At 65.3% G+C, this 14,340-nt stretch carries 10 protein-coding genes; 6 read left to right on the forward strand and 4 right to left on the reverse strand.

All coding sequences use genetic code 11. From position 1 onward, the window contains the following. Positions 1–99 precede the first annotated feature (99 nt). Together SGR02S_RS16260 and SGR02S_RS16265 are read right to left on the reverse strand one after the other, a co-directional pair. On the reverse strand, positions 100–1,554 hold the full coding sequence (locus SGR02S_RS16260) for a TolC family outer membrane protein (RefSeq protein ID WP_082797198.1): 1,455 nt from the start codon (positions 1,552–1,554) through the stop codon (positions 100–102). A gap of 40 nt (positions 1,555–1,594) precedes the next feature. Then, entirely contained in the window at positions 1,595–2,548 is a 954-nt protein-coding gene (locus tag SGR02S_RS16265) for an efflux RND transporter periplasmic adaptor subunit (protein WP_241941229.1), read from the reverse strand. Between the two features lie 236 nt (positions 2,549–2,784). On the opposite strand from SGR02S_RS16265, the gene SGR02S_RS16270 reads away from it, so the two are divergent. Next, positions 2,785–3,345, forward strand: coding sequence for an ECF-type sigma factor (locus SGR02S_RS16270; protein WP_067112272.1), 561 nt, complete (start codon positions 2,785–2,787; stop codon positions 3,343–3,345). Between the two features lie 31 nt (positions 3,346–3,376). Here SGR02S_RS16270 and SGR02S_RS16275 read toward each other — a convergent pair whose 3' ends face one another. After that, the gene (locus SGR02S_RS16275; RefSeq protein ID WP_067112275.1) at positions 3,377–5,782 is read right to left on the reverse strand and encodes a serine/threonine-protein kinase; all 2,406 of its coding nucleotides are present in this window, start codon (positions 5,780–5,782) and stop codon (positions 3,377–3,379) included. Between the two features lie 383 nt (positions 5,783–6,165). On the opposite strand from SGR02S_RS16275, the gene SGR02S_RS16280 reads away from it, so the two are divergent. From SGR02S_RS16280 to SGR02S_RS16295, 3 genes are all read left to right on the forward strand, one after another. After that, positions 6,166–6,765: a hypothetical protein gene (locus SGR02S_RS16280; RefSeq protein WP_156483108.1), complete on the forward strand. Its 600-nt coding sequence runs from the start codon at positions 6,166–6,168 to the stop codon at positions 6,763–6,765. Between the two features lie 103 nt (positions 6,766–6,868). After that, positions 6,869–8,479, forward strand: a complete 1,611-nt coding sequence (locus tag SGR02S_RS16285; protein ID WP_067112281.1) for an FMN-binding glutamate synthase family protein — start codon at positions 6,869–6,871, stop codon at positions 8,477–8,479. A gap of 255 nt (positions 8,480–8,734) precedes the next feature. After that, complete coding sequence (locus tag SGR02S_RS16295) at positions 8,735–10,006, forward strand: tyrosine-type recombinase/integrase (protein ID WP_067112283.1); 1,272 nt, start codon at positions 8,735–8,737, stop codon at positions 10,004–10,006. 87 nt (positions 10,007–10,093) lie between these two features. Here the strand turns inward: SGR02S_RS16295 and SGR02S_RS16300 are convergent, their stop codons facing one another. Next, positions 10,094–10,750, reverse strand: coding sequence for a lytic transglycosylase domain-containing protein (locus tag SGR02S_RS16300; protein WP_067112286.1), 657 nt, complete (start codon positions 10,748–10,750; stop codon positions 10,094–10,096). A 124-nt stretch (positions 10,751–10,874) separates the two neighbouring features. Here SGR02S_RS16300 and SGR02S_RS16305 point away from each other — a divergent pair, with 124 nt between their 5' ends. After that, positions 10,875–11,804, forward strand: a complete 930-nt coding sequence (locus tag SGR02S_RS16305) for a DUF7146 domain-containing protein (RefSeq protein WP_067112289.1) — start codon at positions 10,875–10,877, stop codon at positions 11,802–11,804. A gap of 40 nt (positions 11,805–11,844) precedes the next feature. Beyond that, positions 11,845–14,340, forward strand: a 2,496-nt coding sequence (locus SGR02S_RS16310; RefSeq protein ID WP_067112295.1) for a strawberry notch family protein, incomplete at its 3' end; no start/stop codon positions are given.

The raw sequence follows: 14,340 nt of genomic DNA on the forward strand, positions 1-14,340 counted from the left end.
ACCCCGGCTTTCGCCGGGGAACAGCCCCTTGTCGAAACGGGATGATCGCCGATCAGGCCGGTGGCGGCGCTCTGGCAATCGGAAGGCTTCCCGCCGGAGTCAGGGCGTCTTGATGACGGCGTCCTGCGCCGGCGTCGCAGCCGTTCCGGTCGCGACCGGCTGCGGAACTGGCGAATCGGCCTCGAACAGCGAGACGCGATCGCGCACATCGTCGTAATGGACCATCGGATCGTAGAGCAGCGAGGTTTCGAAATCGAGGTGGCGCGCCTCGGCCCGGCCCATCGCGGCGAGCAGGGCAAAGCCGGCGACATAGGCATCGCGCTCGGCCGTCACCAGCGTGACCTCGGCATTCAGCAGTTCCTGATCGGCGTTGAGCTGGTCGAGCAGGGGGCGCAGGCCGTTCTTCACTTCGGCGCGGATTCCGACTAACGCCCGCTCGTTGGCGCGCACGCCGCTGCGCGCCGCGTCGATGACCCGGCTCGTCGATCGCCAGTTGGCGAAGGCGGAGCGCGTTTCCGCCACCGCATCGCGCTCGGCGGCGGCGATCTGCTCGACCGTCACGCCATATTTCTGCCGCGCCTGCCGCGCCTGCGCCGCGACGCGGCCGCCCTGATAGAGCGGCATCTTCAACTGCACGCCGACATAGCCGGTCGTTCCCTGATCGCGGTTGCGCGGCCCGGTGTTCGGCGCCAGCGACCCCAGATAATCATAGCGGTTGAGCCCGCCGATCGCACTGACGCGCGGCAGATTCTCGGCATCGGCGACATCGATATCGTGCCTTGCGGCGCGGTTTTCGGCCTGCGCTGCGAGCAGCGCGGCGTTGTTGTCGAGCGCGACGCGCACCGCTTCCTCCGACGTCGCCGGGAATTGCGGCAGCGGCGGGGGCGGGGCGAGGTCGCCCGGCGGGTTGCCGACGAGGCGGATATAATTCTCCCGGCTCGCGATCAGCCGCGCTTCGGCGGTTTCGAGCTGGCTGATGGCGAGCGCGACGCGCGCTTCCGCCTGCGCGACATCGGTCGGTCCGGCGTCGCCGACGTCGAAGCGGTCGCGCGTCTGGGCCAGCGTATAGTCGATCACCGACCTGTTGCGCTGGTTGAGGCGCACCGTCGCTTCGTCGCGGATGACGTCCATGTAGGCCGCGACGACGCGAGTGAAGAGGTCCGATTCGGTGCTGCGCAGGCCGTGGCGGCTGGCGTCGCTGCGGGCTTCGGCCGACCGCACCGAATTGCGGACGGCACCGAAGCTGATCAGCGGGACGTTCATGTTGAGCTGTCCGACGAGCTGGCGATCGGGGTCGGAGGTGAAGAGGTTGCCGGTCTGATCGCCCTTCAGGACATTTTCCTGATAGACCGCAGAGGCTTCGAGCGTCGGCCGGCCCGCGGCACGCGCGATCGGGACATTCTCGTCGCCCGCGCGCACCTGCGCGCGCTGCGCGGTCAGCGTCGGGTTCGAACGATAGGCGGCCTCCAGCGCCTGGTGCAGCGTTTCGGCCTGCGCGACCCCCGAAGCGAGCAGCATCGCGGCGCCCCCCAGCAGTGCCATTTTTCGCATCATCGCTCGAATCTCCTGTTCTCGCTGGCTTGCCCCCGCGCCGTCATGTGCGCGGTGACGCCTTTCCGCCGATTTCAAGCCGGCAACGAAGCCCGGCGGGTAGCTTGTTGCCCGGATTGGGAAGCTCCAGCCGCATCCCGAAGGTGCCGCTGGCCGCGTCGAACACGCGGTCGATCACCTTGACCTGCGCCTGATAGGACCCGCCCACCGGGTCCTCGGGGAACACCGTCACCATGTCGCCGACGTGCACCGCGCCGAGCTGCGCGATCGGGGCGAACACCTCGACGTTGAGCGGGTTGATCTGGGCGATCGTCAGGATGTGCGACGTGCTCGGTCCGCGATATTCGCCCGGCGCCATCGCGCGCTCGACGACGACGCCATTGACCGGGCTGCGAACGGTCTTTTCGGTCAGGATGCGCTGGGTGCGGACATATTCGAGCTGGGCGACGCGCTGGTCCTGCGCCGCGGCGCGGCGCTCCTCCGCCGCGGCATCGGCGTTGGCCTTTGCCTCCTCCACCTTGTCGCGGGCAAGGTGGGTGCGGATCTCGTCGCTGCGGCGGCTGACCGAAGCGAGGTAGACGGCGCGGGCGTCGGCGGCGCGCACCGCATGCGCATTGGCGGCGCGGGCCTCCGCGGCGGCGGCGCTCGCGCGGTCGACGTCGGCGCGGAGGCGGGCGACGACCTGTCCCTTGCCGACATTGTCGCCGCGGTCGACGTAGATCGCCTCGATGACGCCCTCGACACCGCTGTTGACCCGCACGACGCGGCTCGGTTCGATCAGGCAGTCGTTGGGGCGGGAGGCGTCGAGGCCGGGCGGCGCCACCGTGTCGGCCGGCGGCGCGGCTGCGAGCGGCTGGATGGCGGGCGTCGCGGGCTGGATAGCGGGCTGAGCTGCCGGGCGGCTGTCGGCGCTGCTGTCCGCCAGCGCCAGATACAGGCCACCCGCCACGGCCAGGACAGCGGCGCTGGCGACGAATATGCGCTTTCGATCGGTCACGCGCCCACGGTCCCCCAATAGTCCCGGCATTTCCGCGTCGGCATCCGCCATGCGGCCCGTTCGCCCTCGTCTTGGTTAGCGGCGAACCGGTGGAATTCGGATCACGGCGGCGGACGAAATTCCGACGGGCGCCCGAAAACGGGATTCGCGGCAAAAGCAGGGGGTTGCGCGATGATGCATTGCAATATTACCCTGACCGAAAGGTCGGGTCGCAGAGCGTTGAGGGGATTCGGCTCGTGGAAAGTTCACAGACCAGATTGCTGTTGCGGAACTGGCGCGATGGCGTCGCCGACGGGCGCGATCAACTGATCGGGAAACTCTATCCCGAACTCGAGCAGATCGCGGCCGCACGGTTGCGGCGCGAACAGAATTCGTCGCTTTCGACCGGAGACTTGATCAACGACGCGGTGCTGCGGCTCGTGCAGATGGAGCGCATCTCGCTGGCCGACAAGTCGCATTTCATCGCGCTCGCGTCGCGGATGATGCGCCATATCCTGATCGATCACGCGCGCCTGCGGTCCTCGTCGAAGCGCAGCCATCGCAAGGTGGAATTGTCGACGCAGATCGAGGACGGCCCGCGCCGCATCGACCTCGGTGCGCTCGACGCGGCGCTGATGCGTTTGCGGGTGCTGGACGAGGAACTGATGGAGATCGTCGAGATGCGCTATTTCGGCGGCATGACGACGGCCGATATCGCCGAGGTGATGGGCGTGTCGGAACCGACGGTGAAGCGGCGATGGCAGGTGGCGCGGGCCTGGTTGGCCGACGCGCTCGCCAATCCGATCGACCCCGACTGACCGTGCCGTCTCACGGGGCGGCGATGCCGGGTCAGCGGAGCGGGCCGAAATCGGACGCAGGCCGCCCCGCCGCGCACTTCGCCAGATTCGCGCGCAGCCCCGGCAGGAACTCGGCATAGAAGCCGAGCAGCGTGCCGCGTTTCTGAAGGTCCGCGAAGTCGCGCTCGGCCTGCCGCCATGAATCGCACGCCAGCGCCCGGTCGCCGGCATCGCGCCCGATGATCCCGAGGATGATATGCGAAAAGCCGTGCGCACCCAGCGTGTTCGCCGACCGCTTCACCGCCAGCAGCTTCCGGTGTCCGGCGATTACCTCGCGCTGGGTGGCGATGGCTTCGGCGAAGCGGCCCCTGTCGCGCAACCACTGCGCCTGCGCCTCGCGGATCCCGGTCGACATGGTGATCAGGCCATTGTCGCGGGTCTCGATCGCCATCAGCCGATCGATCGTCGTCTGCGCCAGTTCGATGAAATGGGCGGCCTCTTCCTTCCTGCCGAGGCCCGAGGCGACCGGAAAGCCGTTATAGCCGGTCCAAGCGATCATGTAGAGGACGATGGGATCGTTCGGCAGCGCGCGCTCGAGATCGCGGAACCTTTGTTCGGCGGCGTGGAACAGCGGCAGGCTCCGTTCCATCGTCTTGTCGTCGAACGACAGCGCATAGGCGCGGTAATAGTCGGCATAGGCGCGGTCGAGTTCGGCCGCGCGCGAGGTCTGCGCGTCGGCGGGCCATTCGCCGACCTCCTTTTCCAGATCCTGTGCGAGCGCGCCGACGCGGTCCATCCTGTCGGCGAGGTCGGCGAGTTCGATCTGTGCCTTGCGGACGGTGCTGCGCGCCTCGAACCAGCCGAGGTCGCGTTTCGCCGCGGGCGTCCGGTCGAGGGCGCGGGCCGCTTCGGCGATCGCCCTGTCGGCGGCCTTGGCGTCGAGAAAGCCGTGCGCCTCGATCACCGCGCGATGGGCGTACAGCCGCGCCAGGGCGTTGGCGGTCGGCGCTGCCGGATCGCGAACGGCGCGCAGCAGCCGTTCCGCCGCGGCCAGATTGGCCCGCGCCTGTTCCTTCTCGCCGAAATTGGGCTCGCCCGGAACGCCCTGGATGCGCGCGAGCTTGATGAAACCCTCGGCCGCTTCCAGCCGCAGCTCATCCTCGATGCCCGGCGATGCGGCCAGCGCGGACAGATAGGTCTGCGCCTTCTGCGCCAGATCGACGCGTGCCTCGGTGTTGCCGACGACGCGTTCGAGCCGGTCGTTGAGATCGAAGAGCATGTAGCGCGCGAGGTCGCGAAGCTGGCCGAAGCGCGTCGCTTCGGCCGCGCGTGCACGATCCGCGACCGAATAGGCGTATCCCGTCGCGGCAAACGCGCCCACGATCAGCAGCGCGGCGGCAGCGGCGGCGAACACGCCGAAGCGGTGGCGCTGAACGAACTTGCGCAGGACATAGGCCCGCCCGCCGTCCATCGCCGCGACGGGCAGGTTCGCGTCCCAGGCCTCGACGTCGGCGCGCAGCGCCTCCGCCGTGGGGTAGCGCCGCCCCGGTTCCTCCGCCGTCGCGCGCGCGACGATGGCGCGTAATTCAGGGACGCGCAATTCGGGGTCGTCGCCTTCGGACATCATCCGGGCCAGCAGCCGGCCGAGCGAAAAGATGTCGGCGGCGGTGGTGACCTCGGCGCCCGTCATGCGCTCCGGCGCGGCATAGCCCGGCGTCAGGCTCAGGCTGTCGAGCGACGACCGGCCGGTGGTCGCGGCCGGGCCGGGTCCCGCCAGCGCGTCGGCGGGCCGCGCGATGCCGAAATCGATCAGCTTGACCGTTCCGTCGTGGGTGACGAGCACATTCGAGGGCGTCAGGTCGCGGTGGACGATCAGATTCTGGTGCGCGACGCCGACCGCGGCGCAGATGTCGCGGAACAGCCGCCGCCGCTCGGCCGGGCTCGCCCGATGTTCGTCGATCCACTGCAACAGCGGCAGGCCGTCGACATATTCCATGACGATATAGGGCGACCCGTTCTCGGTCGCGCCGCCGTCATAGAGCTGGGCGATATTGGGGTGGCGCAGCCGCGCCAGCGTCTGGCGCTCGCGTTCGAAGCGTTCGACCAGATTCTCGGAAAGCAGCCCCGGCTTGATGATCTTGATCGCCGTTTCGTGGACGAAATCGCCCGCCGCGCGCTCGCCGCGATAAACCGAACCCATGCCGCCGCGCCCGATGCGCGCGACGATGCGATAGGCGCCGATGCGCTCGGGAATTTCCTCGTCCTCCAGCGCGTCGGTTGCCGCTCCGGTCTGGAGCATCGCATTGTCCGCGGCGCGGCGGATCGCCCTCAGCCGGCTCGCCAGTTCGGGCCGGTTCTCGGTCTGCACTTCGATCCACGCGTCGCGTTCCGCTTCCTCGATGTCGAGCATCCGCTCGAACAGCTTCAGCGCCTCGCGCTCCAGCCTGACGTCGGTCATGACCGCCCGCCGCGTATCGGGCCGGTCGCCGTTTTCCCCAACCGAGCTTCCCCCATCACATCCCCCTTGCGACCGCTTATGGTTCATCATTCGCGGCCCGCTGCCAAGAGCGGGCGGGCACCCTCTGCCCTGTAAAGCGAAATTCGGCGCGAAATGGGATCGCGGTGCGGTCGATGCGGGTGGCCGGACGTGCCGCGATACGGAGGAAGCATCGCGGCCTGTTGAATTTTCCGCAAAGAAGGCCATGTTGCGCGCCATGCATGTCTCCCTGTCCCTGAGGCGCTCGGCGCATCACGCCGGTCGGCTGCTCGAAGGCTAGCCGCCCCGGACCCGCATCGCGGCGGGCCCGGGGGTTTTCGAGACATGCGGCATGGTTCGCGCCCGTGGGCCGCTCGCCGCTCAGCGCTTTGGAGATCGATGTGGATGGACCTGCGGAACAGCAAGCGCTGTTCTCGCGCCTGCTGTGCGAAGCCGCGCAGCGGGCGGAGCAAATATTGGCTTCCGCTGTGGAAGCGTCCCGGATGCGGGCGGTTGCGGACGATGGATACAGCGCGATCGAGCGGCTCGAGCATTCGCCGCTCGCCGACGACCAGATGCTCGCGCTGGCCTTGCGCCTGTCCGATCGGCGCGCGCCGGGCGAGCCGATGGAGGCCGTGCTCGACCGACATTTCCGTGTCGACGCTTCGCCCGTAGCGCAGGAGGCACAGCGCCGCGCAGTCTGGCGCGCCATCGACGCGAACGGCCTGCCGATCGAACGCGCGTCGCACGCGGTGGCGAACCTCGAACGCCGCCTGGCGGGCCGGGAGGGCGATCTCGATCGCGCCTTGCGTCGCCATGCCGCGCTCTATTCCAGCCTCTGGTGCGATCCGCGCATCGGTGCGAGCGCATCGGCTCGCCGGGTGATGCTCGCGATGGTCAGCCTGCTTCACGAGCGCGAGGCGACGCCCCGTTTCGTTCCGCGCGGCGGGCGGCGGACCATATGATCCCGATGCCAGCGACGACGCGGATGCGCCGCCGGTCCGGATGACCGCCCCTTCGGTCGCGCGCCATCGCGACCTTCCTCCCCTTGCCATGTCGCACGATCGAATGGAGACCGACTTGTTTCCCAAACGCTTTGCTCCGCTGTTCCTCAGCGTCCTCGCCGCGCTGGTGTCGGGGCTGTTCCTTCCGACGCCATGGGCGCTGTTCGTCTTTCCGGCGAGCGTCGCCCTGTCGCTCGTCGGCTTGTTCGACATTTTCCAGGCACGGCATGCGGTCAAGCGGAATTACCCGATCGTCGGCAGGCTGCGCTGGTTCTTCGAGGAGATCCGGCCGGCGATCCGGCAATATCTGATCGAGGGCGACCACGAACGCGCGCCCTTCTCGCGTATCCAGCGGTCGCTGGTCTACGCGCGTGCGAAGAACCAGATCAGCGATCGTCCGTTCGGAACGCTGGTCGACGTCTATCAGAACGGCTATGAATTCATCGCGCATTCGACCCGCCCCGTGCCTCCGTCGGACCCGGCGACGTTCCGGGTCGCGATCGGCGGCGACGCGTGCCGGCAACCCTATCAGGCATCGATCTTCAACATCTCCGCGATGAGTTTCGGGGCGCTGAGCGCCAATGCCATCCGCGCGCTCAACAAGGGGGCGAAGCTGGGCGGGTTCGCGCACGATACCGGAGAGGGTTCGATCAGTCCCTATCATCGCGAGCATGGCGGCGACCTGATCTGGGAAATCGGCAGCGGCTATTTCGGATGTCGCACCGAAGACGGCCGCTTCGACCCCGCCCGCTTTGCGGAACGGGCGGCCGATCCGCAGGTCCGGATGATCGAACTGAAGATCAGCCAGGGCGCCAAGCCGGGGAAGGGCGGCATCCTGCCCGCCGAAAAGGTGAGCGCGGAGATCGCGGCGACGCGGGGCATCCCGATGGGCCGCGACTGCATTTCGCCGGCACGGCACCAGGCCTTCTCGACACCGATCGAACTCATGCAGTTCATCGCCGACCTGCGCCGCCTTTCGGGCGGCAAGCCGGTCGGCTTCAAGCTGTGCGTCGGCCAGCCCTGGGAATTCATGGGCATCGTCAAGGCGATGCTCGAAACCGGGATATTGCCCGATTACATCGTCGTCGACGGCGCCGAAGGCGGGACCGGAGCGGCGCCGCAGGAATTCGCCGACCACCTCGGCATGCCGCTGCGCGAAAGCCTGCTCTTCGTGCACAACACGCTGGTGGGGGCGGGGCTGCGCAACCGGATCCGGGTGGGAGCGGCCGGGAAGATCGTCAGCGCCTTCGACATCGCGGTCGCGATCGCGCTGGGGGCGGACTGGACCAACGCGGGCCGCGGTTTCATGTTCGCGATCGGGTGCATCCAGTCGCTCTCCTGCCATACCAACCGCTGCCCGGCGGGCGTCGCGACGCAGGACCCGGTCCGCCAGCGCGCGCTCGTCGTGCCCGACAAGGCGCAGCGCGTCCATCATTACCACCGCAACACGCTTCTCGCGCTGTCCGAGATGATCGCGACGGCCGGACTAGCCCATCCGGGCGAAATCACCCCGCACCATCTCGTCCGCCGGGTCAGCCTGACCGAAATCCGGCTCTTCTCCCAACTCCATATCTTCCTCGAGGAAGGCGAATTGCTGGACGGCGCCTGCGAACGCGATTTCTACGGCAACGCCTGGAAGCTGGCGCGGGCCGACAGTTTCGAAGTCGCCATTTGAGGCCGAACGCGTTTCATGTCGCGGAATATGCGAGACCATATTCATGAAGCGGTTCTGCGGCGCAGATCGTCGAAGGAAGTGGTGGACGCACTAGGGCTCGAACCTAGGACCCGCTGATTAAGAGCCATGATCAGAGGGTCCTAGCACGTCCGCATGTGTCCAAAAATGGCGGAATTCTGGGATTCAGAGTCCGCATTGTTCTTGAAATGTTCGCCAGTATCCACTACAAAAAGCTACCTAAGGTAGCGGGTACATATGGCGAACAAAGTTGGTTTGACGGACGCTAAGATCGCAGGGCTGAAGGCGCCGGCTGCGGGTCAGATTGAGCTCGCCGATGGTATCGTCCCCGGACTTAGGCTCCGCATGGGTGCCAGTGGTATCAAGACGTACATTCTGCGCAAGCGGGTTCAGGGTAAGTGGTTGAATGTGACGATCGGACGCCATGGTCCGAGTTTCACCCTGGCCCACGCCCGCAAGAAGGCGCGCGATCTGCTTGTCGATGTCGAGCAGGGCAAGAGCATCGCCAGAAAAGCGGGCGCAAAAAGAAAGGGATCAAAAGGCGTCGGGACAGTCGCGGAGCTCTACGAGACGTACCTTGCTCAGCAGATCGAGGGCAAAAAACGGAGCGCGAGGGAGTTCGATCGGGTCTTCCGAAAGTACATTGAACCGGAGATTGGAGACCGGCTCGCGGACTCCATTACCCGAAGTGACGTGAGCCGCTTCGTTGAGAAGATTGCGTTCGAGCGGGGCAAGGAAACCCTGACGATGGCGCGCATCGTGTATCGCCATCTTTCGACCTTCTACACGTGGGCGCTCACCAGACTTGAGCATATGCCAGCCAACCCCTGCCGGGATGCGTGGCGCCCGAAGCGGAATGAACCTCGAGATCGTGTACTGAGCGACCGCGAGCTAGCGGCACTATGGCAGTCTGCTGTCGAGGATGGCTATCCATTCGGTCATCTTGTGCAGATGCTTGTCCTTACGGCTCAGCGCCGGGGCGAGGTGCTCGATGCCGCGTGCGACGAGTTCGATTTCAAGGCGAAGGTCTGGACAGTTCCGGGCGACCGAGCGAAAAACGGCAAGGCGAATGTGGTGCCGCTATCCGCGCAGGCCCTGGCAGTCATTACCGAGATATTCATGGCGGCTGGCATCGACCCCGACGAGGCCCACAAGCAATCCCAGATCCTGTTGGCATCGAAGGTCACCAATACGAACAGCGTCAGCGGACTATCGAAGGCCTGGAAGCGTATCAGAGCAAGCGTGGACGAGAAGCTCGGCTATGAGGCCGGTCACTTCACAATGCATGATATTCGACGGACGGTGGCAACTGGTCTCCAGCGTCTTGGCATACCCTTGGTGGTTTCTGAGGCGGTCCTCAATCACCAGTCAGGATCAGCTATGGCTGGCGTCGCTGGGGTCTATCACCGTCACCAGTATACCAACGAGAAACGCGAGGCGTTGGCGTTGTGGGGTAAGGAGGTAATGCAGATCGCAGCCAAGTACCCAGCCGAGGCCAAAGACGGCTAATCTCAAAGGGTATCTCACCCGCTACAAAACCAACCCGCCAGAAACCGCAGGACGATGGACCCTGCTCCGGCCATTTCGAGCCGATCTCTAGAGGCGCCAATGGCGAAGGACGTCGCGGACATATCCGGGCGTCTCGCCATTGCGGGGAATGCCGCCTGCGCGTTCTACCGCCCCTGGACCGGCATTGTAGGCAGCCACTGCGAGGTGAACCACGCCGAACTTGTCGAGCATCTGCCGCAGATACCGCGCAGCGCCGAAGATGTTAGCCATAGGATCGAAGCGATTGAAGACCCCGAGTTCCTTTGCCGTTGCGGGCATCAGCTGCCCAAGCCCCGCAGCGCCTGCCGGACTGACGGCCAAAGGGTTGTAGCGTGATTCCGTCCAAACGAGTGCATCGAGCAGGCCGGCAGGCAGTGAATACTTCGCTTCCGCCGCATAGACGTGGGGCAGATAACTCGCTCGCCTGAAGCCGGATGGGCCAGGTTTGGCCTTGGGTTCGTATCTGTATGGCAGTTTGACCCGGCCATTTTGCGGCATCGTCAGTACAGGTGCCGGCCGGTCCTGTGCGGATTGCCAAAGCCCATGCTCAACCAGCTGGAAGCCGTTTGATTCTGCAGCAATCCGGATGCCGTCAGAGTGGCTGGCCGGGGCTTCGATCATGGCTGGCGCGAGCAAATCCTGGGCTCTGGCGGGGATAGCAGAGGTGATCGCGATGCCTGCGATCAAGATAGCTTTCATTTTCATTTCTCGATCCTTGGATAGTCGAATCGAGAGAGAACATATAAAGAACATATGACGTAGGAAAATGGTTTGGCGCTGGTGCAGAGCGGAGGCTGCACGGGGTGGGCACCGCAACCGGAGTAGGACGATGACCCCGTTAGACAATGCACATCAACTCGAACGCCGCGCCCGCACCATCGTCGAAAGCCTTCAGGGTACATGGCGTAGGGGCAAAGGCATGTGCTGCTGCCCCGCGCACGACGATCGAACTCCGTCGCTGAGTGTGACCTTGGGGCGCAAAGCCATCCTGTTTCATTGCTTCGCGGGATGTCCGAATGAGGATGTCATTGCGGCACTGGATCGCCAGGGCGTTCGCAGCCGCGACCTTTTCAACGGCTCAGACGCCGGGACCATCGAACGGCAAAGTCATGGCGACTTCAGTCCCAATGCACGGCGCTTGTGGCAATCGGCCACGGCGATCTCCGACAGCCCTGCCGCACGATACCTTGCGCAGCGCGGTCTTCTGCGCGCATCCGATCAACTCCGTTATCTGGCGCGCACGCCGCTCGGGCCGCGCGGCGCTGTCCAATTTCTCCCCGCGATGCTGTCCGCAGTCACAACCGACATTGGCATAATCGCGGTACACCGAACGTTTCTCGACATTGGCAGCAGCAGGTTGGCAGGCTTTGAGCGGCCCAAGCGTGCACTGGGCAGTCTCGGCTGCGGTGCCGTCAGGCTTGCGCCGCCGGTGAAGGGGCGTCTGGGCCTTGCCGAAGGTATCGAGAGCGCCCTGGCGGCAATGCAGCTGTTCGGGATCCCTTGCTGGGCAACGCTTGGGAACGAGCGATTCGGCCTTGTTGCGATCCCGGAGAGTGTGCGTGAGCTCTATCTGTTCATCGACAATGATGCTGGAGGCGCTCTCGCCGAGCAGCGAGCGCGAAAGGCATACGCTGCGTCCAAGCGTCTCATCTACTCGCAAGCACCGGCCGCACCAGGTTTTGACTGGAACGATGAGCTGAACTCACGGCCTGAGGAACAAACTGATTCATCGGGCAGAGGGGAGGGGGCCTTCGACTGATCGAGGCCTGCCAGCCGCAGGACCTTGTCAGGAGGTACCCATGTCCAATTCGTCTCTCGCCTTTGCCTTTGATGAACCATCACCGCCCGTCGTTGCGATGGCGGCCCAGACCATGGCCTCGGAGTTGGCGGCAGGCCGCACGCTCTCGCGAAGCGACATCAACCGCATCATGACCGAGCATTTTGGAGGGAGCGATGCTCTCGGGCGATGGTCAGTTCGCGATGCTCATGCCGCGATCGAGCTTGCGCAAGTTCAATACCTGCAAGCATCGGAGCCGATCCGACTCTCGGCCCGGATCAAGGAAGCAGACCGGTTCTTCTGTTCCCTCGGGGCCCGAATTTCGACCCAGACCAATCGCAGTGAAGAGCAGATCGAATGGCAGCAGTTTGCAACGCCGCCCCGCCTTGCCTGGCTTGCTGCCCGGGCTTGCGCGCTCGTCGCAGACGAGGTCGTGCTTGAACCGTCGGCCGGAACAGGGATGCTCGCGGTCTGGGCCTCCAAGGCCGGCACACGCCTTGCCTTGAACGAGATTTCGCCGCTGCGCCGCGACTACCTGAGCGCCCTGTTCCCTGCGGCTCGAACGACCGGCTACGATGCTGAACTGATCGACGAGCTGCTCGATCCGACCATCAGCCCGAGTGTCGTACTGATGAACCCGCCGTATTCGCACGGGATCGAGCGGGGGCACGATAGTCGCACCGGGGCGAGGCATCTGCGCTCGGCCTGGAACCGTTTGGCGGCCGGCGGGCGGCTTGTCGCGATCATGCCGGATTGGTTCGATTGCGCAAGGTTTCTGGCCGGTGTGGAGGGGCCAATGGCGCTGCGGCTCAACGCCGCGGTCGAACGTGCCTTCATCAAAAACGGCACCGGGATCACTACGCGGCTGCTGGTTTTCGATAAGGTGAAAGGCGCCAATGAGGCTGTTGCGATCCGTACGAACGACTTCCGCCAGCTGGTCGATCTTGTCGATGCCTTGCCTGCTCGAGGCAGCAGTCAGGCTGCTTCTGAACAACCAATCCTCCCGGCTCGTGCGCCGTTCCGTTTGGTAGCCGGCCCGCGAAGACTGCTTCCGGCCCCGGCGAGAATCACGCCTGCAGCGTCGATGGCCATCGGCGCGCTGACCTACGAGGCGCTTGAAATCCCTGCGCCGCTTGGGACCCAAGTCGGCCACTATCTGCCCTATCGACCGAGCAGGATCGTGATCGATTGCGCGGCCGAGCATCCGACGGCGCTCGTTGAGTCCGTCGCCATGGGTTCGATCTCGGCCCCCAAGCCAGAGGCGGTGCCGCAGCTTCCGGATGGACTGGTTTCCAAGGGGATTCTGTCTGCTGCCCAGGCGGAGACCCTTATCTATGCCGCGAGTGCGCATGTGCGCGACCTTCCCGGCCGATTCGCACCGGAGGACAAGGGCTGTTCGCTCAAGGCGTCGGCGGAAGGTCACGTCTACCGGCAAGGCTATTTCCTCGGGGATGGCACTGGCGCTGGTAAGGGCCGCCAGGTCGCGAGCGTCATTCTAGATCGCTGGGTGCGCGGCGAACGCCGCCATATCTGGATTTCGAAGAACGAGGCGCTGCTGGAAGATGCCCGCCGCGACTGGGCCGCCCTTGGCGGTCTCCCGATCGACATCCAGCCGCTGTCGTCCTGGAAACTCGGCACCCCCATCGCCATGCGCGACGGGATTCTCTTCGTCACCTATCCGACGCTCCGCTCGCGCCGAAACGACGCAACGCGGCTTGATCAGATCCTCGCCTGGGCAGGTGAAGATTTCGACGGCGTGATCGTGTTCGACGAGGCGCACGCCATGGCCAATGCTGCTGGCGGCGAAGGATCGCGGGGCAAGGTCAAAGGATCGGAGCAAGGCATCGCCGGGGTGCGCCTGCAGAACCTACTGCCTCGGGCAAGGGTGCTCTACGCATCTGCCACCGGAGCATCCGACGTCAACAACCTCGCCTATGCGACGCGCCTCGGGCTCTGGGGGCCGGAGACCGCTTTTGCCAATCGCGAGACATTTGTGGCCGACATTCGCGATGGCGGCATCGCCGCGATGGAACTGGTCGCGCGGGATCTCAAATCGCTTGGCCTCTACACCGCGCGTGCGCTCTCCTTCGCCGGTGTCGAATATGAAATCCTAGAGCATTGCCTGACCGAGGATCAGATCGCGGTCTACGATGCCTATGCTGAGGCCTGGGCAATCATTCACGCCAACCTGCGCGAAGCAGTGGAAGCCACACGGATCGTCGACAGTGAGACTGGCGGGACGCTCAACTCAGGTGCCAAGTCCGCAGCGCTGTCGATCTTCGAGGGAACCAAGCAGCGCTTCTTCGCGCAGCTGCTTTTATCGATGAAGCTCCCAAGCCTGCTGCCCGCGATCGATACGGCGATTGCTGATGGGCATGCTGCTGTAATCCAACTGGTCTCGACGGCAGAAGCTATGCTCGACCGCCGGCTCGCCGACTTATCGGACGAGGAACGCGAAGCGCTAGAGATCGACCTGTCCCCGCGGGAATACGTGTTATCCGGAGATCCAGATAAGATG

The organism is Sphingopyxis granuli NBRC 100800, from assembly GCF_001591045.1.
Taxonomy (GTDB): domain Bacteria; phylum Pseudomonadota; class Alphaproteobacteria; order Sphingomonadales; family Sphingomonadaceae; genus Sphingopyxis; species Sphingopyxis granuli.